Source organism: Flavobacterium collinsii, assembly GCF_946903285.1.
In the GTDB taxonomy this organism is placed as follows: domain Bacteria; phylum Bacteroidota; class Bacteroidia; order Flavobacteriales; family Flavobacteriaceae; genus Flavobacterium; species Flavobacterium collinsii.
On record NZ_OX336425.1, the window covers coordinates 2,881,053 to 2,905,340 of the forward strand.

General features: G+C 35.2%; 24 protein-coding genes. 12 read left to right on the forward strand and 12 right to left on the reverse strand.

Going from position 1 to position 24,288, the window contains the following annotated elements; translation table 11 throughout:
- Positions 1-161: 161 nt before the first annotated feature.
- The 9 genes from OGZ34_RS11915 (at position 162) to OGZ34_RS11955 (ending at position 10,093) form a co-directional block, all read left to right on the forward strand.
- Complete coding sequence (locus OGZ34_RS11915) at positions 162-2,351, forward strand: glutamine synthetase III family protein (protein WP_173965638.1); 2,190 nt, start codon at positions 162-164, stop codon at positions 2,349-2,351.
- A 396-nt stretch (positions 2,352-2,747) separates the two neighbouring features.
- Positions 2,748-3,374 (forward strand): hypothetical protein, encoded by a 627-nt coding sequence (locus OGZ34_RS11920; RefSeq protein WP_173965636.1) that lies wholly within the window; start codon positions 2,748-2,750, stop codon positions 3,372-3,374.
- Between the two features lie 66 nt (positions 3,375-3,440).
- Positions 3,441-3,920, forward strand: a complete 480-nt coding sequence (locus OGZ34_RS11925) for a hypothetical protein (protein WP_263360328.1) — start codon at positions 3,441-3,443, stop codon at positions 3,918-3,920.
- 4 nt (positions 3,921-3,924) lie between these two features.
- Positions 3,925-4,659 carry a CsgE family curli-type amyloid fiber assembly protein gene (locus OGZ34_RS11930; protein WP_173965632.1) on the forward strand — a complete coding sequence of 245 codons (735 nt, stop codon included), beginning with the start codon at positions 3,925-3,927 and terminating at the stop codon, positions 4,657-4,659.
- Between the two features lie 86 nt (positions 4,660-4,745).
- Positions 4,746-5,198: a curli assembly protein CsgF gene (locus OGZ34_RS11935; protein WP_173965630.1), complete on the forward strand. Its 453-nt coding sequence runs from the start codon at positions 4,746-4,748 to the stop codon at positions 5,196-5,198.
- Between the two features lie 60 nt (positions 5,199-5,258).
- Positions 5,259-6,632 (forward strand): CsgG/HfaB family protein, encoded by a 1,374-nt coding sequence (locus OGZ34_RS11940; protein WP_173965628.1) that lies wholly within the window; start codon positions 5,259-5,261, stop codon positions 6,630-6,632.
- Positions 6,633-6,723: 91 nt separating this feature from the next.
- Entirely contained in the window at positions 6,724-8,211 is a 1,488-nt protein-coding gene (locus OGZ34_RS11945; RefSeq protein WP_246253195.1) for a carboxypeptidase regulatory-like domain-containing protein, read from the forward strand.
- A gap of 156 nt (positions 8,212-8,367) precedes the next feature.
- Positions 8,368-9,546, forward strand: coding sequence for an AIR synthase related protein (locus OGZ34_RS11950; RefSeq protein ID WP_173965626.1), 1,179 nt, complete (start codon positions 8,368-8,370; stop codon positions 9,544-9,546).
- 190 nt (positions 9,547-9,736) lie between these two features.
- A complete protein-coding gene (locus OGZ34_RS11955; protein ID WP_173965624.1) occupies positions 9,737-10,093 on the forward strand; it encodes a hypothetical protein in 357 nt (118 codons plus the stop codon).
- 43 nt (positions 10,094-10,136) lie between these two features.
- Here OGZ34_RS11955 and OGZ34_RS11960 read toward each other — a convergent pair whose 3' ends face one another.
- Entirely contained in the window at positions 10,137-10,472 is a 336-nt protein-coding gene (locus OGZ34_RS11960) for a hypothetical protein (RefSeq protein ID WP_263360329.1), read from the reverse strand.
- Between the two features lie 335 nt (positions 10,473-10,807).
- Between OGZ34_RS11960 and OGZ34_RS11965 the strand changes: the two genes are divergently transcribed.
- Positions 10,808-11,413 (forward strand): GNAT family N-acetyltransferase, encoded by a 606-nt coding sequence (locus OGZ34_RS11965; protein WP_263360330.1) that lies wholly within the window; start codon positions 10,808-10,810, stop codon positions 11,411-11,413.
- 325 nt (positions 11,414-11,738) lie between these two features.
- On the opposite strand, the gene OGZ34_RS11970 is transcribed toward OGZ34_RS11965, so the two are convergent.
- On the reverse strand, positions 11,739-12,362 hold the full coding sequence (locus OGZ34_RS11970) for a M949_RS01915 family surface polysaccharide biosynthesis protein (protein ID WP_263360331.1): 624 nt from the start codon (positions 12,360-12,362) through the stop codon (positions 11,739-11,741).
- A 175-nt stretch (positions 12,363-12,537) separates the two neighbouring features.
- Between OGZ34_RS11970 and OGZ34_RS11975 the strand changes: the two genes are divergently transcribed.
- Complete coding sequence (locus tag OGZ34_RS11975) at positions 12,538-14,865, forward strand: GH92 family glycosyl hydrolase (protein WP_263360332.1); 2,328 nt, start codon at positions 12,538-12,540, stop codon at positions 14,863-14,865.
- A gap of 77 nt (positions 14,866-14,942) precedes the next feature.
- Positions 14,943-15,386, forward strand: a complete 444-nt coding sequence (locus OGZ34_RS11980; RefSeq protein ID WP_173965615.1) for a hypothetical protein — start codon at positions 14,943-14,945, stop codon at positions 15,384-15,386.
- Positions 15,387-15,468: 82 nt separating this feature from the next.
- Here the strand turns inward: OGZ34_RS11980 and OGZ34_RS11985 are convergent, their stop codons facing one another.
- From OGZ34_RS11985 to gldI, 10 genes are all read right to left on the reverse strand, one after another.
- Positions 15,469-17,328 (reverse strand): M61 family metallopeptidase, encoded by a 1,860-nt coding sequence (locus tag OGZ34_RS11985; RefSeq protein ID WP_263360333.1) that lies wholly within the window; start codon positions 17,326-17,328, stop codon positions 15,469-15,471.
- A gap of 99 nt (positions 17,329-17,427) precedes the next feature.
- On the reverse strand, positions 17,428-17,706 hold the full coding sequence (locus tag OGZ34_RS11990; RefSeq protein WP_173965611.1) for a DUF2805 domain-containing protein: 279 nt from the start codon (positions 17,704-17,706) through the stop codon (positions 17,428-17,430).
- Between the two features lie 120 nt (positions 17,707-17,826).
- On the reverse strand, positions 17,827-18,654 hold the full coding sequence (locus OGZ34_RS11995) for a sterol desaturase family protein (protein WP_263360334.1): 828 nt from the start codon (positions 18,652-18,654) through the stop codon (positions 17,827-17,829).
- 149 nt (positions 18,655-18,803) lie between these two features.
- The gene (locus OGZ34_RS12000) at positions 18,804-19,046 is read right to left on the reverse strand and encodes a GlsB/YeaQ/YmgE family stress response membrane protein (RefSeq protein ID WP_173965607.1); all 243 of its coding nucleotides are present in this window, start codon (positions 19,044-19,046) and stop codon (positions 18,804-18,806) included.
- Between the two features lie 32 nt (positions 19,047-19,078).
- Positions 19,079-19,786 carry an aquaporin Z gene (gene aqpZ / locus OGZ34_RS12005; RefSeq protein WP_173965605.1) on the reverse strand — a complete coding sequence of 236 codons (708 nt, stop codon included), beginning with the start codon at positions 19,784-19,786 and terminating at the stop codon, positions 19,079-19,081.
- Positions 19,787-19,815: 29 nt separating this feature from the next.
- A complete protein-coding gene (locus OGZ34_RS12010) occupies positions 19,816-20,172 on the reverse strand; it encodes a DoxX family protein (RefSeq protein ID WP_173965604.1) in 357 nt (118 codons plus the stop codon).
- Between the two features lie 88 nt (positions 20,173-20,260).
- Positions 20,261-21,157, reverse strand: coding sequence for an EamA family transporter (locus tag OGZ34_RS12015; RefSeq protein ID WP_173965602.1), 897 nt, complete (start codon positions 21,155-21,157; stop codon positions 20,261-20,263).
- 221 nt (positions 21,158-21,378) lie between these two features.
- The gene (locus OGZ34_RS12020) at positions 21,379-22,509 is read right to left on the reverse strand and encodes a peptidylprolyl isomerase (RefSeq protein WP_263360335.1); all 1,131 of its coding nucleotides are present in this window, start codon (positions 22,507-22,509) and stop codon (positions 21,379-21,381) included.
- Positions 22,510-22,551: 42 nt separating this feature from the next.
- Complete coding sequence (locus OGZ34_RS12025) at positions 22,552-23,628, reverse strand: peptidylprolyl isomerase (protein ID WP_263360336.1); 1,077 nt, start codon at positions 23,626-23,628, stop codon at positions 22,552-22,554.
- Between the two features lie 16 nt (positions 23,629-23,644).
- Positions 23,645-24,286, reverse strand: coding sequence for a gliding motility-associated peptidyl-prolyl isomerase GldI (gene gldI, locus OGZ34_RS12030; RefSeq protein ID WP_263360337.1), 642 nt, complete (start codon positions 24,284-24,286; stop codon positions 23,645-23,647).
- Between the last annotated feature and the right edge of the window lie 2 nt (positions 24,287-24,288).

Genomic DNA, 24,288 nt, shown 5'->3' on the forward strand with positions numbered 1-24,288 from the left:
TATTTCTTTGAATCAAATTCATTATTCTTTGAAAAAAGCGTTTAATGTTGATAAATCGTTGGATAATATTCTAAAGTTTATGTTTCAAACAGGGGAGTTTATTGTTTATATTTGTTTCTCTTTTTTAATGAAAATAATTACAAATCTTTAAACTTATATACATGTCAACATTACGTTTCCAAGCTTTACAAGAAGCTTCTACAAGAAAGCCGGTACATTTTGAAGAAATAGACAGAAAATCGAACATCTTTGGTTCAAATGTGTTTAATGAAAAAGCAATGAAGCAATTTTTAACTTCTGATGCTTTAAAAGGAGTAAGAGATGCTATTCAACATGGGACTAAAATAGACAGAAAACTGGCCGATTATATTGCCATGGGTATGAAAGAATGGGCATTATCAAAAGGTGTTACCCATTATACACACTGGTTTCAGCCTCTTACAGGAACAACAGCAGAAAAGCATGATGCTTTTTTTGAAACTTCTTATGATGGAAGTGATCCTGTAGAAAAGTTTGGAGGAGCACAATTGGTACAACAGGAACCAGATGCTTCAAGTTTTCCAAATGGTGGAATCAGAAATACATTTGAAGCGAGAGGGTATACCGCCTGGGATCCAACTTCTCCGGCATTTATTTATGGTACGACTTTGTGTATTCCAACTGTATTTATAGCCTACACGGGAGAAGCTTTGGATAATAAAATTCCGTTGTTAAGAGCTTTATCTGCTATGGACGAAGCAGCGACAGAAGTATGTAAATATTTCGATAAAAATGTAAAGAAGGTTACCGCTACTTTAGGCTGGGAACAAGAATACTTTTTAATTGATAAGGCATTGGCCAATTCCCGTCCTGACTTAATGATGACAGGAAGAACCTTATTAGGGCATACTTCGGCAAAAGGACAACAGTTAGACGATCATTATTTTGGATCTATTCCGACGCGTGCGTTAACTTACATGAGAGATTTAGAGCAGGAGTGTATGTTATTAGGTATACCTGTAAAAACACGTCATAATGAAGTAGCGCCTAATCAGTTTGAACTAGCTCCAATTTTTGAAGAGACCAATTTGGCGGTAGATCATAACTCTTTATTAATGGATGTGATGCAAAGAGTAGCAGAGCGTCATGATTTTAAAGTGCTGTTTCATGAAAAACCTTTTAAAGGAGTAAATGGTTCGGGAAAACATAACAACTGGTCATTGGCAACAGATACAGGGGTTAATTTATTGAGTCCGAGTAAAACACCAATGAGCAATCTGCAATTTTTAACCTTCTTTATCAATACGATTAAGGCAGTTAACGATTACGAAACTTTATTAAGAGCCTCTATTGCAACGGCGAGCAACGATCATCGTTTGGGAGCTAATGAGGCACCTCCGGCAATCATATCTGTTTTTATCGGAGCGCAATTGTCTAAAGTATTGTTGGAATTGGAGAGTGTAACCACCGGGAAATTATCTCCTGAGGAAAAAACAGATTTAAAATTAAACGTTGTTGGAAAAATTCCGGACGTTCTTTTGGACAATACAGACCGAAACAGAACTTCGCCTTTTGCTTTTACAGGAAACAAATTTGAGTTTAGAGCGGTGGGTTCGAATGCGAACTGTTCAAACGCAATGACTACACTGAATGCTATTGTGGCCAAACAATTAAAAGATTTTAAAATAGAAGTAGACGGTTTAATTGAATCTAAAGACATGAAGAAAGACGATGCGATCTTTAATGTTTTAAGAGAATACATCAAGCAGTCTAAAAAAATTCTTTTTGAAGGTGATGGCTATAGTGATGCCTGGGAAAAAGAAGCGGCTAAAAGAGGGTTGAGTAATTTTAAAACTACTCCGGAAGCGATTAAAGCGAAAGTTTCGAAACAGGCTCTGGAATTATTTGACGAACTTGGAATTCTGAATCATGTTGAAGCAGAAGCCCGTTACGAAATTGAATTGGAAGAATACACTAAGAAAATCCAGATCGAAGGGAGAGTATTAGGAGATATTGCCAGAAACCATGTTATTCCAACTGCTATTCGCTACCAAAATACTTTAATTGAAAATGTAAAAGGGTTAAAAGAGATTTTTGGTAAAGAGTTTGAAACCATTGCAAAAGAACAAATTGTTCTGATCAAAGAAATCTCAGGTCATATAGAAGGAATCAATTCTAAAGTACTGGCGATGACCAGTGAACGAAGAACGGCAAATCAATTGACCGATGCGCAAAAAATGGCAGAAGCTTATTGTAATAAAGTAAAACCTTATTTTGAAGACATCCGCAATCACTGTGATAAATTAGAATTATTAGTAGACGATGAAAGCTGGACTTTGACGAAATACAGAGAATTGTTGTTTACCAAGTAACATTTAGAATATACGCTTTCTTAAATCCTGTCTTTTTCAAGACAGGATTTTTTTTATGATTTTGTTAAAAAATTGATATTATGATTTTGTTTTAACAAATGTCTAAGTTAAATTGTGATCAAATTATTAAAAGTAGCTTTTTTCCTGCTAAGAAAAAAAAGCATTAAAGTAGTTCATCGAGATAGTTTTACACTTCATCGAAAAGTAATTAAGATATTGGAAAATAGGTATTTATACCTGTTTTGGTTGGTGATAAGTTTTCTAATTTTGATCATGAAGAAAGAAAATAAAAGCTTTGATTTTTATTTTTGAATGAAGATTTTGAGTGCATGATTTCCCTAAATCATACTGACCTACATAATAAATTGAATTAATAACCAATTAAATATATTTATTATGAAAAAAGCAATTTTAAGCATCTCCGCGATGCTGTTTGTGGGAGTCGCAGCTTTTGCGCAAGGTAACATGAGTGATGTGGACCAGACAGGTTTATTAAATGGTGCACTGGTAATTCAGGTAGGAGCAACTAATAGCTCAGATGTTGACCAAATAGGTATTGCCAACGTTGCAATTGTAGGACAATATGGAGATGATAATGAGTCTACTGTTGGACAATTAGGAGGAGGAAATGTTGCTGTAGTAACACAAATCGGAGACAATAATGATTCTAGCATCGCTCAGGGAATCTGGTTCGGTAATCTTGCAGTTACTACTCAAATTGGAGCTTACAACAATTCTGATGTATTACAGATAGGTAACTTCAATACAGCTACTACTAATCAATTTGGTCTTGCCAATAACGCTTTGACACTTCAATTCGGAAATGACAACACCGCATCTACAGATCAATTTGGACTGTTTAACAATGCAGCTACTTTACAATTAGGCTGGGACAACACTTCTAGTATTCAACAATACGGAGCCGGCAACTTTGCAGCCACTGCACAATTTGGAAACGATCATATGAGTACAGTTACTCAAACAGGTTTCTTAAATGGAAGTGTAGTAATTCAATCTAACTAAGAATAAACCAGGAAAAGGAAGAACTTGAACTATTAAGTTCTTCCTTTTTTTAAATTACAATAGGTCATGAAACGTTTAGCCACTTTTATATTCTTACTAATCACAGGGATTTTGTTCTCTCAAGTAATTGATGTGAATAGGAGTGACTATTTATTAAATGAAGCATACAATCGCAATCAAAATCAAGCAGTAAATCAATATATTAAAAGCAGCAACATCGTTAATGTTGCTCAAATTGGAAACTACAATCAAGCCAATTTAACCATCATAAGTAATAATGCTTATGTTACCGCACAACAGACAGGCAACAATAACTACATGAATGTCTACAAATATGCTGATGAAATCAATCAGTCCTACACACAAACAGGCAATAACAATTATATAAATGATACTTCGATGTATTCGCGTGGAGTCACTTCCATGGCAATCAATCAGTACGGCAATAATTTATCGGTAATCAGTACCGGCTCAAATTCGATATCTAAAGATTTAATAATTAATCAAACGGGAAACTCGGGGACAATTTACATATTCAATCGATAGTATCATGAAAAAGTATTTGAGCATATTGATTATTGTTTTTGCTATTTTTTTTTCTGAATCTGGATTTTCTCAGGAAGTTCACATTGAAGTAAAAGCCAAAATAGAAGTAAAAGAAATAGAAAATTTACTTGCTATTACGGGAACTGCAGAAAACTTAAAATCGCAGTTTAAGAACATATCATATAAATTGACTGTATTTAAAAAAAATAAAAAAAACTCGAATAAATCAAATAATGCTCAGGATGGCAGAGTCACATTAGAACCGATTCAAAAAGTTGAACTTTCTAAAACGCAAGTTAATTTTACACCAGAAGATGAGATTATAATATTGCTATTAATTTATGATGAAAAAAATGAATTGATAGGGAAAGACCGTGTTGTTTTTGGAGAAGACAAAGTATCGGATGCCGGAAAACCAATTCCTGTAGATGGAATTGAAATGATCGGGATTGTTGCTAATGATACCAAAACAAAACTGGGGAATGATTTTTATGATTTTTTTTATGCACAATATTCAAAGCTAAGAATTAATACAAGTAAAATCGTGACCGTTCAGGAGGAATTGACTTTTGGACGTACAACAAAAATTACTATTCTGATAGATGGAGAAATAGTGGAAGAATTTATTTCACGTCCGGACGAAGATTTTTTAAAATACATGGCAGAATCTGCCGCATCAAAAGCATTTAAGTATTTTAAAGACATCGAAAAACAGAATAAAATAATAACTCAGTATTAATAAATAACTCAATATTAATAATCGAGAAGTAATTTTTTGTAGAGGAGTTTATCTTTTTTTAATGTAGGAAACTAAATAACAGCAATATGAAAAAATTAATTTCATTCGTATTTGTGTTGGGTTTTTGTACCGTTTCTTTTGCACAGGATCTTGCTTATAAGCCTATTAATCCGGCTTTTAGCGGTGGTGAAACTTTTAATTATCAATGGATGCTTAGTTCTGCACAGGCACAAAATGATTATAAAGATACCACTGCAAACGGCGGATACAAGCAGCCAACAGATCTGGAACGTTTTAAAAGTACTTTAAATAATCAATTGCTCAATAGAATTTCAAATTCATTATTTGATAGTCAATTTGGTTCAGGTACAGGTTCTGGAGGTGGTACTGGAGGCGGTACCGGTGGAGGACTTACTCCTGGTAATTATGTCTTCGGAACGCTGTCTGTGGATATTTACAATTCTAACTTAGGAATGGTTGTCAATATTCTGGATATAGAAACTGGCGAGCAAACGCAAGTTATTATACCGGGTAAATAGTCTGGTATTCGATTTTTATAAAAAGTAAGTTCATGTTTTATTATTAAAAAATAACTAATTATGAATAAAACTCTCCTTTTTCTACTATTAATAACCTGCCTACTCTCAGGATGTGGCGCTTATTTTAATCAACCCGTAGGAGTTCAGAAAGCTGTTTTTGGAGAAAACACTTCTGCAACTGAACATTTAGTCGATATGCCAAAACCAAAAGAACAAATTGTGGTAGGGGTATATAAATTTAAAGACCAGACAGGTCAATACAAAGCGACTGAAGTTGGAAGCACATTTAGCACAGCAGTTACTCAGGGTGCTACCTCTATTTTAATAAAAGCACTTCAGGATTCAAAATGGTTTGTTCCTATAGAACGCGAGAATCTTGGAAATTTATTAAACGAACGAAACATTATCCGGTCTACACGTCAGGAATATGAGGCAAAAAAAGAAGGCGGTGAAGCAGTATTGACTCCTTTATTGTTTGCAGGAGTTTTACTGGAAGGTGGTATTATTTCCTATGATACCAATATTATTACCGGAGGTTTCGGAGCCCGATATTTTGGCGCCGGAGGTTCTACTCGATACCGACAAGATCGCGTTACAGTATATTTAAGATTGGTTTCCACTTCAAACGGAAAAATATTAAATACTGTTTATGTTTCTAAGACAATCTTATCACAAAGTATAGATGCCAGTTTATTTCGATATGTAAATCTAAATCGACTTTTGGAAGTAGAAACCGGTTTTACCAGAAACGAACCCATTCAGCTGGCAGTTACCGAAGCCATAGAAAAAGCTGTTGAAGGTCTTATTGTACAAGGAATCAAAGACAAGCTTTGGGAAGTGAATGCACCTCAAAATCAAATCGATGCTTTTGTATCAGCCTATGATGCGGAAAAAAGCGAAGCCGATCTGGCACAATTATACGATAGAAATTTAGAAGATAAAAGAGGCCTTTTTGGTATAGAGGTTTCCGGAGGAACAGCCATTATACAAGGCGATTATAAAAGTCCGGAGCCGGCACCAATGGTCAGAGGAGCGGTGAAGTATTTTTTCACTCCGGCTTTTAATATAAGTGCCTCGGCCAATGCATTCAAAATTGGGAATAAAGGAAGAGACAAATTGGGATATGTATCTACAGATCTAAATCTCGAATGCATCATATTGCCTCACGATATCCTGACTCCATTTGTTTTTGGTGGTTACGGATTTGAATTTAATAAGGAATACAAAAATTTTCATAGTAAAGTTCAGTTTGGAGGTGGTTTAGAATATATGGCGACCAGTAATTTAGGAGTAAAATTATTCGCAGAATATAATATGACCTTTAGCGACAATGTTGATTATATCGTAAGAGGTAAAAGAGATGATTATTACTGGAGACTTGGTTTGGGACTCACTTATTACTTTCCAAAAAGTTCCAAGCATAAGAAAAGATAGTTCGTCAATACATATACTGTAATAGAACGATATTTTTTCGAGAACAAATAGAGAAAAAAGTCAATATAAGTTTAACAAAATCAAGACCGCAATGAAAATAGGACTAAAAATATTGATATGCTTTATGCTTTTGGTTTCTTGTAGTGAAGATCAAATCGATGAAACAGGAACGGGAGCAATAAAAGGAAGAGTAGTAGATGCCCGAACATATGAAGGAATAGAAAACGCACGTATTTCTTCAAGCCCAACTACGAGTACCGTATTTTCGGATAAAGACGGATATTTCGAGATAGATAATATAACAATGGGAAAATACTCTTTTCAAGCACAGAAAGATGGTTTTACCGCCAGATTTGAACCTGCGACCGTTGAGAAAGACATAACAGCTCAGATTATTTTTGAGTTGCAAGTCTCTACTGCCAACAACAAACCACCAGATGTTCCTGTATTAACCGCACCTACAGACAATGCTATAGGACAACCGCTAACACTAGATTTAACCTGGACGGCAAAAGATCCGGAATCAGATCCGATGACCTATACCGTTACGGTGAAAAACGGAACAACAGACGAAACTAAAACCTATGCCAGTTTAAAAGACACAAAACTTAACATTTCAGGTTTAAGTTTTAGCACAAAATACTATTGGCAGGTAACAGCCGATGATGGAATTAATAAACCAATAAATAGTGTCACAAACTCCTTTACGACGTTAGCATTTCCAAATCCGAGATATTTGTATGTTAAAAAAGTAAAAAATAACAACGTCATTTATACCGCCGATGAATCCGGAAACGAACTTCAGCTGTCATCTGCCGAAGTAAACAGCTACAGACCGAGAAAAAATTTAAGCATCAACAGAATTGCTTATATAAGTTCTGACGGCTCATTAAATCAAATTTTCACAATGAATCCGGATGGTACTGATGTCAAAAAAATCACAAACTTTATACCTATAGCAGGGTTTAATATGGAGCATGTGAATTATTGCTGGAGCACCAACGGAAGACAAATTATTTATCCAAATTTTGATAGATTGTATCGCATTGATTCTGACGGATCGGGATTGATTCAATTGTTTAAAACGCCAAACGGAAAATTCATTTCAGAATGTGAATGGAGTCAGGACGGGTCGCAAATTGTACTTAAAGTAAATGATATGTCGGGTTACAATGTTGAGATATATGTGATCAATACCGCCGGTGATGTGTTGTATCAGGTACTTTCCGGAGTAACAGGTGGAGCAAGTGGTATTAGTATTTCTGTAGACAATAGTAAAATTGCTTATACCAGAGATATTTCAGGATTCGAAAATTCGACTTACAGACGATTAGACTCCAGAATATTTATTTACAATGTTGCTACCAATACTTCAACCGAACTGGCAAGTCAAAAACCAAATGGATTTAATGATTTCGATGTAAAATTCTCTCCAAATGAAGCAGAGCTGATTTATGTCAATACCTCAAATGATGGTTTATCAGCCAATACGATACAAAAAGTTACTATTTCCAGTAGCAATAGTAATGGTTCCAGAACAACACTATTTCAGAACGCCTCAATGCCGGATTGGAGGTAAAATACTAAAAACTCAATTTTTGATAACCAATTTTATAGAAAAAAATCGGCAGTGCCTAAAAACCTGCCGATTTTTTTTGCGAATCAGACATACGAATCAATCAAAGAATTAAAAAAAGGGATTATCTTTGCACCACATCAACACAAACTAAGTTACATGAGTTCAGATTCTAGCAAAAGGTACGCACAAAGAGGTGTTTCGGCATCAAAAGAAGACGTACACAACGCCATAAAAAATATTGATAAAGGTTTATTCCCGCAGGCATTTTGTAAAATTGTACCTGATTATTTAACACAAGATCAGGAGCACTGTTTGATTATGCATGCTGACGGTGCCGGTACAAAATCATCATTAGCGTATATGTACTGGAAAGAAACCGGAGATATTTCGGTTTGGAAAGGAATTGCTCAGGATGCTTTAATCATGAATATTGATGACTTATTGTGTGTAGGCGCAACCGACAATATTTTGCTTTCGTCAACAATTGGAAGAAACAAAAACTTAATTCCGGCCGAGGTCATTTCGGCGATTATCAACGGTACCGAAGAATTAATCAACGAATTAAAATCTTTTGGTGTAACCATCCATTCAACAGGAGGTGAAACTGCCGATGTTGGTGATGTTGTTCGTACTATTATTGTAGATTCTACTGTAACTGCTCGTATGAAACGAAGTGATGTGGTAGATAATGCCAACATAAAAGCTGGAGATGTAATTGTTGGATTGTCTTCTTTTGGTCAGGCCACTTACGAAAAAAGCTATAACGGAGGAATGGGAAGCAACGGATTAACTTCTGCACGCCATGACGTTTTCGGAAAATATCTGGCAGTGAAATACCCGGAAAGTTATGATGCAGCTGTACCCGAAGAATTAATTTATTCAGGTCAGGTAAATTTAACGGATGCTGTCGAAAACAGTCCAATAAATGCTGGGCAACTGGTTCTTTCTCCAACCAGAACGTATGCGCCAATCATTAAGAAAATTTTGGATACTTATACGCCAAATGATATTCACGGAATGGTGCATTGCAGTGGAGGAGCTCAGACTAAGATTTTACATTTCGTTCAGAACTTACATATTATAAAAGACAATTTATTTCCGGTTCCGCCATTATTCAAGTTAATTCAGGAGCAATCTAAAACCGATTGGAAAGAAATGTATCAGGTTTTCAATTGCGGTCACCGTATGGAAATTTATGTTCCCGAAAATATTGCACAAGACATTATTGCAATTTCAAAATCATTTAATGTAGATGCACAAATTGTTGGTAGAGTAGAAGCAGCAACTGCTAAAAGACTTACCATTACCAGTGAATACGGAACATTCGAATATTAATATTTTTTGAGTTATAAAGGTTCAAAGGTTCTGAGTTGCAAAGGTTTTTTATACTGGAGTTTACACAGAACCTTTTTTATTAATCATTAGCATTTTAGTAGCTAATCCCGCTATCCGCTGCAACCTTTTATGCCGAACCCCGGCACAAAAGGGTTTTCACTGCTATCGGGGCTAAAAAAAACATCAGGTTATGTACGAATTACTTTTTTGGAGATATTTAGAAGAGGTTTATTTAAACCATCATGAAGTTTATGAAGCCCTTGTGGAAAAAGAAGAAGTAGAAGGTCTTGAGACCCTTCCCGTTGAGGTTATTTTAAACAGAATCAACTCGGTTTTTTCTCAATGGGAGAGAGTAGATGAAAACAGTTGGAAAAACGACGGAGGAAAAGGAGCATTTCAGGTAATTACTACACCGCAAAGCATCAAAATCGATTGTTACGGAACCGAAGGAAAAACGATGAACAAGCTGGTAGAACTGATGGAAGAATTCAAATGCCCGCTCTACGATCCGCAAGTACCGGAGCGTTATGATGAAATGAGTGAGTAGATAAAATCCTAACAGGTTTTAAAAACCTGTTAGGATTCTAATTTTAGCGTTTTTTTAATTTTAAAATAATATCACCGGAATCTAATAAGACCGTTTCGTCGTTTATTTTAAAATCAGACCACATTTCAGGATTATCACTCTCAGGATCAAGTACCAATCTTGCATCACAAAATCCTAAATCAGGAATGGTGATTGACTTTTCTACTCTACAATTTTCAATTTGTAAATTACCAATCAACGACAACCAATAAATAGCTTGCTTTATTTTTTCTTTTTCAATAATCAAAAGGTTTTTATTCCCAATTTCAAGGGAAATTTTTTCCTCAATACTCTTTTTTTGATTTTTAAGAGATTCTAATATGATATCAAAATGGTTCATTTATTTAGTTATTTAAATGTGATTTTTTGGTTTCTCAAACAAAAATAAATTATTTAAAAGATTGAATGTTTATAAATTTAGCCAATATCTCATTTGACAATATAACGAACAAGACAAATCTCGTAGAGATTACATATTGATAGAAAAAAAACAAAATCTCCCCGCATTTGTCCCGTAGGGACTACAGGTATTAAATATTTTTTATACAATTGTGTTTTATTCTTTTATCAATATTTTTTCTTTGTGAATCTTTGAGTATTTTCGTGAATCTTTGCGAAATAGCTCTAACACAAAGTCGCACAAAGATTTCGCAGAGACACACAAAAATATAAGCCATGACAAAATCAAATTTCAGTTTTTCAGACAATATCATTTTAGAAGACGATTCCGTTTTATTACGTCCTTTACAAGAATCAGATGTCGATAATTTATTGGAAATTTCTATCAACGAACCCGAAACCTGGAAGTACTCACTCGTAGGTGCAGATGGAAAAGAAAATCTGATCAAATATATTCAGTTAGCGATAAAAGCACGAGAGAATCAAAAAGAATTTCCGTTTATAGTTTTCGATAAAAAAACTCAAAAATATGCAGGTTCAACTCGTTTCTACGACATGAATCTGGAGTATAAAACACTTCAGCTTGGGTTTACCTGGTACGGATCAGCTTTTAGAGGAACCGGATTGAATAAACACTGTAAATTTTTATTGCTGCAATTTGCCTTTGAAAGACTTGGTATGGAACGAGTAGAATTTCGTGCCGATAATAATAACGAACGAAGTATTGCTGCCATGAAAAGTATCGGCTGTAAAGTTGAAGGCGTTTTAAGAAGTCATATGCCAACTGCAAATAGTGATGTTCGTCGTGATTCTATTGTGTTGAGCATCCTGCAAAACGAATGGTTTGATGAGGTAAAGGAAAATTTAAAAAGTAAGCTTTAAAAAAAGGCGCTAGCCTCGACTCATATTGTAGGACCGGATTTTAATCCGGATTAAATGTCGCAAGAGCAAAAGAAGAACCACCGGTTCGGTCCATTTTACAAACCCATTGCAAACGTATAATTTGTTTAAAAAAAAACATTATAATATGTGCCGTCCCTCTGGAACTTTTGAACGTGTCGTATGATTTTTTCAACGGATTGAAATCCGTTGCTATAAATATTTCGTTCCTACGGAACTCTTAAACACAACTCATAATTCACAACTCATAATTCATAATTCATAATTCATAATTCATAATTCATAATTCAAACCCATAACGATCTACTTATCCGTCTTTCAAAAGTAAATTTTGCTCTTTTCTTAACCTTTCAACTAATGAATTAAGATAGGTTTTTATTTTTAGAGGAAGTAAGTTCCAGGTTGAATCCTTTTTAAAACTTCTGCAATAATCAAGATCACATTCTACGGCACGAATTGCATATTTTTTGTTTTGGTAGACGGTAATAATTTTGATACGTCTTATTTCGTTGTACTCTGTTTTTGTACCGTAAACGATTACTGGATCGATATTTCCGTCTCCGTCAAGATCTCTGGTACTGCTGTATTTTGTCCAGAACCAGATATTTGTTTCTTTAGGATCACTGTCTTCCAGCAAATCATTGATTCTCCATTTTTCAAGAAAACTTCCATGATCATTATGGACATAAATGGCCTGGATTTTTGTGTTTAAAGTATCTTTTTGGGTGATTGTTTTTTGGTTTTCGCAGAAAAGCAATTCATAAACCCCACTTTTATCTGAGCACTCGAAGGCTTTATAGATTGGAAAATCAGAAAGAGTGCCGAGTTCCTTTTGAGTGATTTCTTTTTTTGTTAGTCTGAGGCTTTCTGTTTTTTGTGCAAAACTGAATGTGCTATAAAAAAGAATCCACAATAAAATATATTTTCTCATGTATATTATGACATTTTAGAGAATCAAAGATATTTAAAAGCTTTTGAGAACGGATCATTTTATTTTTTTTAAAAGCGTATTTTGTTGTATTTTTCAAACCTAAAAGTATTGGTAAATCGATTTAGTAAATGCCAGATACTGTTTTAAGCAAAAAATAATCATTAAAAGAAAACTAATGAATAGAATAAATTGTAAAAATTTTGTTTTTGGATTGTCCTTTTTAATATTTGGTTGTACTGCAAATGCTCAGAAGAAAACGACTGAAAAACGAGATCTGATTCAGTACGTTGATCCTATGATTGGGACAGCCAAAATGGGACATACCTATCCCGGTGCAACAGTTCCGTTTGGAAGTGTACAGTTGAGTCCTGAAACCGATACTATAGCTTACAGTACAAATGGAAAATACAACGGAGATGTCTATAAATATTGTGCGGGATATCAATATGAAGATAAAACAATCGTAGGATTTAGTCACACTCATTTTAGTGGGACAGGACATTCTGATTTAGGCGACTTTCTAATTATGCCGACAACAGGAAAATTACAATTGAATCCGGGTGTTGCTTCAAAACCATTATCAGGTTACCGATCGGCATTTTCCCACACCACCGAAAAAGCAGAACCAGCCTATTACAGTGTGCTTTTGGAAGACCATAAAATTAAAGCCGAACTTACAGCGACAACACGTGTAGGAATGCACCAGTATACCTTTCCAAAGTCGGATGAAGCACATATAATTTTAGATCTCAACTCGGGAATTTATAATTATGACAAAAAAAATGTATGGACTTTTGTTCGTGTAGAAAATGATACTTTGATTACGGGCTACCGTCAGACAAACGGCTGGGCGAGAACCAGAACAGTCTATTTTGCTATGGCCTTTAGTAAGCCTATTAAAAGCTACGGTCAGGCGGCATTAGAAAAAAGCGTGTACAGAGGTTTTTGGGGAAGGTTTGACCAGACGAAAAATTTTCCAGAAATGGCGGGTCAGAACTTAAAATTGTTTTTTGATTTTAATACAGAAGAGGGAGAGAAAGTCAAAATAAAAATGGCTTTATCGCCGGTAAGTTCTGCCGGTGCACTCGAAAATATGAAAAAAGAAGTTCCGGCTTGGGATTTCGAAAAAGTAAAAAAGCAAAGTCAGGAAGTCTGGAATAATGAGTTGAACAAAATCCAGGTGGAGACCATTCAGAAAGAAGATTTGGTAAATTTTTACACAGCTATGTATCACGCCTTTTTAGGTCCGACCGAATACATGGATTTAGATGGGAACTACAAAGGTCTGGATATGAACGTTTATAAAACTGAAAATTTTAAAAACTATACCAGTTACTCCTTATGGGATACCTATCGTGCTTTGCATCCGTTATTCAACTTGGTGCAGCCAACACGAAACTCGGATATGATTAGTTCGATGTTGGCACATTCTGATCAAAGTGTGCATAAGATGTTACCTATTTGGTCGCATTATGCTAATGAAAATTGGTGCATGATTGGCTATCATTCCGTTTCTGTAATTGCGGACGCGATTGTAAAAGGTAATACTCATTTTAATGCTGAAAAAGCACTTCAGGCTTGTGTCAACACTGCAAAAGTACGTTATTATGACGGATTGGAATATTATATGACAAAGGGTTATGTTCCTGAAGACAAAAACGGTGCTTCGGTTTCGAAAACACTGGAGTATGCTTATGATGACTGGGCGATTGCGCAGGCCGCAAAAAAGTTAGGCAAAACAGAAATTTATAAAGAGTTCATCGAAAGATCTAAAAATTATAAAAATGTGTACGATGCTAAGACGGGGTTTATGCGTCCTAAATTAAACGACGGAACTTTCAAGAAAGAATTTGATCCGCTGGATACACACGGTCAGGGTTTCATTGAAGGAAACTCGTGGAATTACAGTTTGTATGTTCCGCAGGATCCAGCAGATATGATTCAAATGATGGGAGGGAATGAGAAGTTTAAAGTTCGTTTGGATTCCTTGTTTAATATGCATTTACCGGATAAATATTTTGAAAATACAGAAGACATTACAAGAGATGGTATCATCGGAAATTATGTTCATGGAAACGAACCATCTCATCATGTTGTTTATTTGTACAATTGGACGAATTCGCCATGGAAAGCTCAGGACAAAATCAGGATGATCCTAAAAAAAATGTACCGAAACGGAGCCGACGGTTTAGGAGGAAATGATGATTTTGGACAAATGAGTGCCTGGTACATTTTTAGCAGTTTAGGATTTTATCCGGTTGCTCCGGGCTCTGACGAGTATGCATTAGGGAGTCCATTAGTGAAAAAAGCAGTTTTTAATCTGGAAAACGGAAAGAAATTTGAAGTAGAAACGGTAAATCAATCCGATAAAAATGTGTTTGTAAGCAAGGTTTTATTGAATGGTAAAAAGCTTGACCAACCTTTCTTGAAACATGAAGATGTTATCAATGGCGGAAAAATTACTTTTTATATGAGTTCAAAACCGAATAAGAAACAATATTAAAATTTGATAAAATTTGTGTAATTCGTGACGGAACAACAAAAAACTTCCCGAAATTTGCACTTTAAATAAAAGTAAATATGAAAATAAATCTAAAATCAGGAATTGATAAATTGCTTTTCGGAATGAAGCAAAATGATGTTACAGCTGCTTTAGGAAAGCCTGATAAAAATTATAAAGACGAAGATGATAATGTGATTTTTGTATACAATGCACAAAAAATCAGATTGACATTTTATCAGGAAGAAGAGATGAAATTAGGTTATTTAGTAGCTTCAAGTAGTGATTTAGAAGTTTTCGGCTTCAAATTAATCGGAAGAAAAATTGCTGATGTCAAGAAAGATTTAGCGACGAAAGGAATTACAAAATATACTCAGGAGACTTTTGATACTTTTGAAAATTACTTTAATGAAGACAATTGGTTCATTCTTCAAACCGAATTTGACGAAGTTGTAAAATTCGAAGTGGGTGCAATCATTAACGATAAAGATGAATTTGACTGGAAGTTTCCGGTAAAGAAGTAATCTCATTCTTTGGAATAACAGAATGATCAATAAAAAAACCGACAATCACTTGTCGGTTTTTTTGTATTTGAATTGAAACAGATTAACCTTTCAACCATGCATTTTTAAGTTTCTCTTTTGAACCATCTGTTGCTTTAAAAGTTTCTTTTTCTTCAGAAGGCACCTTTACCGTTCCTTTGATAGTTTGTTCAACTCCCGCACGTTTTATTTTAATCGTAATCGGATCATTCTCTTTCCAGTTTTCACTTTCACCAATCAAATCATAAATGTTGTCTAAAGTATACGTCTTATCGTTTACCGCAAGAATTACATCTCCTGCTTTAAGGTTTAAATTGGTAAAGAATACATTTAGGTCGATGTTAGAACGAACGTTTATTGCTTTAGTAGCTTTATCAACTCCTATATAAGGAGCCTGACCTTTGATGAAAATTGATCCCGGAACTTTTTCAGAGGCTTTGGCAACACCAACTTTAGCCAAATAAAACTCATAAGGAATAGGAGTAGTACCAGCCACATATTTGTTAAGGAACTCCCCAACTTCAGGATAAGTCAATTCAGTTACTTTAGCAAAAAGCTCGTTATCGTTAAATGGTTTTTCAACACCGTATTCGCGTGCTAATTTGTGCATTAAATCCAGAATTCCTCTTTCGCCATTGCTTTTTTCTCTGATGATAATATCGATACACATCCCGATCAAAGCTCCTTTTTGATACACATTTAAATATTGGTCTTTATAAGGCTGATCCAATACATTTTTACTCATTACGGTAAATGACATGGTATCGTTTAAACGTTTAGACTGCTCAATTTTATCGGCAATACGGGTGTAAAATTCAGCCTCGTTAATCAACCCCTGATTGATTTGAAACAAGTTGGCAAAATATTCGGTCACTCCTTCGTACATCCATAAATGCTCTGACATTTTTGGTGCATTGTAATCAAAAAACTGAATTTCTTTAGAGTGAATCGTTAATGGAGTTACAATATGAAAGAATTCGTGAGAAACTACATCTTTCATAGATTCTACCAGTTTTTCTTTAGGCATAGATTCCGGCAAAACAACCGTCGTAGCAGTTGGATGTTCCAATGCTCCAAAACCGTGGGCATCATCCTTAGCCATACTTGACAGATACAAAAGAACAGTATACTTTTTGTTAGCATTTACTTTGCCTAAAAAGTTTTTTTGTGCCGTCATCATCGTTTTCATTTCCGGAGTGATACTTTCTGCTGTAAATTTTCCTGTTGGAGAATAAACGGCGATTAAAATATCCATTCCGTTTACGTTGAATGTAGTATAATCAGGTTTAGAGTACATGATTGGATTTTCGACTAAAACAGCATAGCGTGAAGTGGTGAAAACATCACTTGTTTTGCTTGCATCCTCATCGGTCATAGAAGTTGCTCCCCAAAGGGTTTCCGGGTGTGTAATGGTAACTTTATATGGAATTTCAAGTTTGTCTTTAAAATAACCTACAAAACCATGTGTGTTTACTAAGAAATTTACTCCGGCATTGATATTGGTGCCAGCTGGAGAAAAGACGTCGTCATTTCCAAATCCCGATCCTTTTTCAGTATCAAAAGTATCTCCTACTAAGTAAGTTATTTTTTTAAGTTTTTTAGCATCAGAAATCGACCATGAGTTGTCATCAATTCTTTTTACTGCTAATGCATTTCCTTTGGCGTCAAAGGCTTTAAAATCGTCTGAAAATTTACCGTAGTTGTCCGTAGAATAAGTTCCCGGAACCGTTTTTGGGATGCTGTAAATTATTTCGTCAGTTTTGATTTGCGGAGGTGTTACCGTTACCAAAACTTTATCGTCTTTAACGTCAACAAGATTAATATTAACATCTACGATATTGCTTTTTGCGGTACCTGAAGGGCTCCCTGTTTTACAGCTCCAAAGTGTGACTGCGAGAGCTAGGGTGTAAAGTATTTTTTTCATTTCTTCATGTTTGGTTATTGCTATTTGACTTACAAAAGGTAAAAAAGTTACATTTTGATTAAAAATAAAAAAAAACTCCTGAATCTCAGGAGTTCTATCTTAGTCTAGTTTATTCTTTATATAATATTTGCCATCCAAATCTTCGTCAAAATCGTCTATTTTAACTGGTTTTGGTTTTGGTTTATTTGCAATTGCCTTTTTTTTCCACATCTCAAATTTTTCAAGTGGCATTTTCTTTTTCATGATTTCCAGAACTTCTTTTTCTGCCAATCCAAATTCTTTTTTTATGATTTCAAATGGATTTTTTTCTTCTAAGGCTAACGAAACAACTTTTTCAGTTTGTTCCCAATTCAATTCTTTGCGGTTACTCTTTTTCATCACGTGAAAATTAATTCAAAATAGAGGTTAATGATTAATAGATTGATTTTCAATTTAAGTATCAATATTAATAAAAAAAATAATTAGTTGGTTCGATCAACGATATTTTTTTTACTGATTTTAACTGTTTTTTATGGATCTCGCTTTTTGAAACGGTATTTTTAATAAATTTTTGAGATTGTTGTTTTCTTCAACAGCCATATGGGTGTCTACGCCATAAATTATTTTGTCTTTAGGCAAACTGGTAAAAGTGCCAAAAAGACGGTCCCAAACCGAAAAAATATTCCCATAGTTACTGTCTGTATAGGGAAGAACGTAATGATGATGTACTTTATGCATGTTTGGGGAAACAATAAAATAACTAAGGAAAACATCTAATTTCTGCGGTAATGCGATATTAGCATGCGTAAATTGAGTCGAAATAACGGATAAAGTCTGGTAAAGAAAAACCATCCACATTGGGCTTCCTACAATCAAAACACCAAGAGTGGTAAAGACAAACCGGATAATGCTTTCGCCCGGATGATGTCGATTTGCCGATGTAGTGTCGATCCAGGTGTCGGTGTGGTGCACCAAATGAAAGCGCCATAAAATTTTGAACCTGTGTTGTACGTAATGGGCAAGATAAGCGCCAATTAAATCCAATAGCAATAAACCAATTATGGTGTAAAGCCACAGCGGCAAAGTAGGCAGCCATTGTAACAGTCCAAAATCGTTCTCTGTTGTCCATTTGGCTGTTTTAATTAAGATAAAGGCCAAAACAAAGTTGACAACAATTGTAGTGAAGGTCAGGAAAAAATTAATCCGGGCATGCTGCCATTTTCGATATTGCAGGTGAAACAAAGGAAAGGTATTTTCGATCAGCCAAAAGAAGGTGATTCCTCCCATGAGAATTAAACTTCTATGTGAAGACGGAATCGTACTGAAATAGGCAATAATGTCATTCATAAGAATCGAATAAAGTGATACGAAAAAGAGCTGAATAAAGTCACTGGAGAAAACGGAAGAACCTAAGTTGCTCCAAAAAAAAGAAAAGAGAAAACCGAATAGTATTATATTTGATTTTCTCTTTTAAAAGTAATTTATAGATAAAGGTTTTAAGCTTTTTTGATTAAGCTGATAATAAAAAGTAGCACCCAGGCCCCTCCAACCGCAATTATAATTTGCCAGAGAAGTCCGCCTCCGCCAATGCCAAGTCTACCGGCTATCCAGCCACCAATGATACCACCCACAATTCCTACGATGATATTACCTAATAATCCAAAACCTGCACCTTTCCATATCTGACCCGCAAGCCATCCGGATATTGCACCAATAAGTAAAAAATATAAAAATGTCATAAGATAAATTTTAAAGGTTAGAGATAAGTTGATTAAGCTTCGGCATGATTTTGTAGTAATGTTTTATAAATAAATCCGGCTACAATTGCACCCAGAATCGGAGCTACCCAAAATAGCCATACTTGTGACAACGGCTCTCCGCCAACAAAAATTGCCTGAGATAATGATCTTGCAGGATTTACAGAAGTATTGGTAATTGGAATACTGATTAAGTGTATTAAGGTTAGTGCTAGACCAATGGCAATACCAGCAAATCTTCCGTTAGCAAATTTATCTGTAGCGCCCAGAATTACCAATAAGAAAAACAGCGTAAGTACAAACTCAGCAATAAAAGCAGATTGTAAAGAATATCCGTCAGGCGAAAATGCTCCAAAACCATTTGATGCAAAAGCTCCTGCTTTTGTATTATCAATTGCAAAACCGGCTTTTCCTGATGCAATGGTAAATAAAGTCCCAGCTGCGGCAGCTGCACCAACACATTGTGCGACAATGTAAGGGATTAAATCTTTTGCAGGGAATCTGCCACCCGCCCATAAACCAAAGGAAACAGCAGGATTAAAGTGTCCGCCTGAGATATGTCCTACAGCATAAGCCATTGTTAGTACTGTTAAACCAAAGGCCAGGGCAACACCAGCAAATCCGATTCCTAAATTAGGAATTCCGGCGGCAAAAATTGCGCTTCCACAACCTCCAAAAACCAGCCAATAAGTTCCAAAAAACTCTGCAAATAATTTTTTCATAATAAATAGTTTTAATTAATAGTTGATTGTTAAAAAGTATATTGGTATGCCCATAAAATCAAGATAATCTGAAAGGGCAAGCGTATAAACAAAATCCACTTGGGTAAACCAAAACTTGCTTTTTTATTCTGATACATGAAAAGATTGGCAGGAAATACAGCAATTAAAATAGCTATAATTCCCCACGCACCAAAATGGGAAGTAACAGGAATCATCAGAAGTATACCGAAAAGGATTTCGGCAATTCCGCTTAAAGTATTTATTAATTTGGGGTTTGAAAAGAATGGGGGAATGATTCGAATGTACATTCCCGGTTTTCTAAAATGATTTAATCCGGCAATAATATAAAGCGACGCCATTAAATATAAATGCCAGGGTAAATTCATGATATAGGATTGTTTCTTACGAATTTATAAAAAAATTAACAATTATTGCATTACAAAGAGGCTTTTTTTTAGAGCGTTTCTGAATTAGCTAGTTTTTGCGTTTGAAATTTACATTCATAATAATAATGGCCAGGATGATTAAAACAATTCCAACCCATTGCAATAAGATTACTTCTTCGTCTAATAAAATGTAAGCCATAGTTACAGAAACCGGAAGTTCAAGTGCAGAAACGATACTTCCAAGACCAATTCCTGTTAACGGAAAACCTAAGTTCATTAACATTGGAGGGATGATCGTTCCGAATAAGGCTAATATGATTCCCCATTTGGCAAAGATCGCAAGGTTAAAAGGGGTAACCTGTGTTACCAATGCAAACGAAAACACGATAATGGCACCTCCAAACAGCATGTACAAACTACGTTGTGCCGATGAGATTTCGGTTGCAACGCGATTGGCTGTAAACATGGTTGTCGTAAAAGACACTGCAGCTAACATTCCCCAAACAAGACCTCTCCAGTCCAGTTCGATTTCATTGTGCAGAATATTAGTGGCTAAAACGGTACCAATAAGAACGATAAATACCGAAAATACTTTTTGTCTGGAAGGCAATTTTTTTTCTAAGATCATTTCAAGTAAAACACCTATCCAAACCGTTTGCATCAATAAAACGATACCAATCGAAACAGGAATGTATTTTACAGCCAGATAATAAAACAAACTGGTCATTCCTAAAGAAGTACCGGCAAGCATTAAACTGAATATGTTTTTTGGAGTAGCTTTGACTACTTTGTCCTTATGTTTTATTTTCTGAAACGTATTAATCAGCAAGATACCAATGATTCCCAATACAAATTGAGAGGTAGTTACTTCGGCGGTAGTGTATCCTTCTGTATAGGCCATTTTTACGAAAGTGGCTAACATTCCATAAGTAGTGGCTCCTAATGCTACTAAAAATACTCCTTTTAATACGTTGTTTTGTGACATCTTAATCTGTTTATTTTAAAAAATTTAAGCCGGCAAAGGTAAGCTATTTTGTTTAGGATTTAATATAAAATATTCAGAAACGTTGTGATTGCGTTTATTTTGCTCTTTTCCTGAGGTTTAAAATTGAAGATTTAACAGATTTGATAAAATAAAAAACCACCAGAAAGATACTCTGATGGTTGATTTTAAGTTCGGTATAGTGTTTTGTATTACTTAACGGGCTATTCTTTATAAGTTTCGATTTCAAAAATCAAAGTTGCGTTTGGCGGAATTACACCTCCGGCACCTTTTTCTCCGTAAGCTAAATTAGAAGGAAGAAAAAATATTGCTTTTTCTCCGTCCGTCATCATGTCTAAAGCTTCAATAAAACCAGGAATCATTCCGTCTTTTTTACCTACAACAAAAGGGAACGCTTTGTATCCTTTTTGAGCGTCACGGTTGGCATCATATTTACCATAAGCTTTTGCTACAGCCGCAATACTACTGTCAAACAGATTTCCGTCTTCAAAATATCCTGCGTAGTGGAAGTAAATGTTAGAGCCTTCAGCACCTTTAACTCCAGTCCCTTTTTTAGTGACTACATATTTTAAACCTGAAGCTGTTGTAGTAGCTTTGGCTTTAGTAGCAGCAAAATAAGCAGCTTTTTCAGTGATTACTTTTTGAGATTCTGCTTTTTTGGCTTCCTGGCCTTTAGCATCCGCAGCAAGTACTTTTACAGCATCAAATTTTTTGGCTGCAGCACCTTTACGCGTAATAGTAATTTTAGTCATAATGTCGTCCTGAACAATCTTATTAACATTGTCCATTCCTGAAACTACATGACCAAAAATAGTATGTTTACCATTTAACCATGGGGTATCTTTATGTGTGATGAAAAACTGACTTCCGTTTGTAGCAGGACCAGAATTCGCCATTGCTAAAACTCCACCTTTTTCAAATTTCAATTCTGGTACAAATTCATCCTTAAAGGCATATCCCGGACCTCCTGAACCATTTCCGTCAGGATCTCCACCCTGAATCATGAAATCATTGATTACTCTGTGAAATTTTAATCCGTCATAAAAAGGTTTTCCTTTAAGTTTTTCAACTTTAACGTTAGGGTTAGTTCCTTCTGCCAACGAAATAAAGTTTGCTACGGTTACCGGTGCTTTTACATATTCTAAAGAAAGTACGATGTCTCCTTTTGTAGTAGCTATTGTGGCAAAAATACCTTCATTTGGATTCGCTTTTGGTGCTGCTTTTACTGGTGTAGCTGTCGTTTTTGGCTTTGTTTTGGCAACTGGTTTTTTTGTAGTCTGAGCCTGAATGTTTACTACAGCCAGACAAAATAAGAATAGAAATTTAAACTTCATGATGTTCCGAATTTAAGTCTATGTTGGTTTCTTTTAAATAAACTATTGTGGTTTCTCTAATAATTGAATTTCGAAAATAATATTTGCATTTGGCGGAATTACTCCTCCTGCACCGGTTGCTCCGTATGCCAGGTGCGCCGGAATAAAAAGAACTGCTTTGTCTCCAAATGAAAGTTGTTCAATTCCTTCAATAAAACCAGGAATCATTCCGTCTTTACGTCCAGCCTGGAAAGGAATTGGCTGATATCCTTTTGCTTCAGCTCTTGCAGCATCAAATTTCCCGAAAGCTTTATTAACTTCTTCAACACTTGAATCAAATAAAGTTCCGTCTTCTAAAAAGCCTGAATAATTAATGTATAATTGCGCTCCTGTAGTCGGTTTTTTACCCGTTCCTTTTTCAGTAATTACGTACTCTAAACCTGAATTAGTTTTGGTTGCTTTAGGTTTTATTGAAGCTAAGTAAGCTACTTTTTCTTTTTGTACTCCGTTATATTTGCTTTTTTCTTTGGCAATTTCAGAGAAATAATCGTGAAATACTTTTACAGCATCAAACTTTTTGGCAGCCTCACCGTTTCTGATGATTTTTACCGAAACAATTTTATCGTCCTGTTTGATCTGATTGACAACTTCTTGTCCTTTTTCAACAACATGACCAAAAATAGTATGCTTTCCGTCTAACCATGGAGTTTCAAGGTGAGTGATAAAAAACTGACTGCTGTTGGTAGCCGGACCATTGTTTGCCATTGCCAAAACACCTGCTTTGTCAAATTTCAAATCGGTGATTTCATCTTTAAATCTGTATCCTGCATCTCCTGAACCTGTTCCTTCTGGATCTCCGGTTTGAATCATAAAATTGTCAATAACCCTGTGAAATTTTAATCCGTCATAAAAAGGTTTGCCTTTAAGATAATCTTTGGTTACAAACTCGCTTTTACCTTCGGCTAAGGTTACAAAATTAGCAACCGTAACAGGTGCTTTTTTATAATCTAATTCAACAATAATGTGTCCTTTATTGGTTTCAATATCGGCATATAAACCATCAGGTAAGTTGCTGTGTTCGTCTTTACAAGAGTATAATGAACTAACGGCAAGTAATACTAGTAGAATACTTTTTTTCATTTTTTAGCGGTTGTTTTTATGGGTTTAATGTATCTTTTTTAGTCTGAGTTACGGGTTTAGGAGCCGTTGTTTTAGGCGTTTGTGTAGCCGTTGTTGCTGGTGCAGCGGTCGGATCCGGTACAAAATTGCGAAGTGTAACGGTACACATTAAGGATTGATTTGGTCCTATTTTTTTGTTGTCTCCGTGATACCCGTAGGCGATATGAGAAGGGAATAAGAAGGTCACGGTTTCATTTTTATGCATCATTTTGATACCATCACGTAATCCCATCATAATGTCCTGCTTGTCTACATAATAGGTCTGCGGTCCAAGATCGGCTTCTGAGTAGATTATTTTACCGTTTATGTCTTTTACTTCCAGATTAAAATAAGCGATGTCGCCTTTTTTAGGAGTCTTTAGATCGGTTTCATTTCGTTCGTCATAATACAGCCAGTATCCTTTTCTGGTTGCATAGTATTTTATTTTCGGATTACTTTTGATTATCTTTTTGATAACATCCTCTTCATTGGCTACTAATTTTTTATTTCGATCGGCTGATTTTTTCATGAAAGTACCTGAAGCCTGAGAAATAGGTCTTCTCGCGTCTTCATGTTGTTTACAGCTAACCAATAAAACGGCAAAAAGTAGGGCACAACTGCCTCGTTTTAAGTAGTTCATAT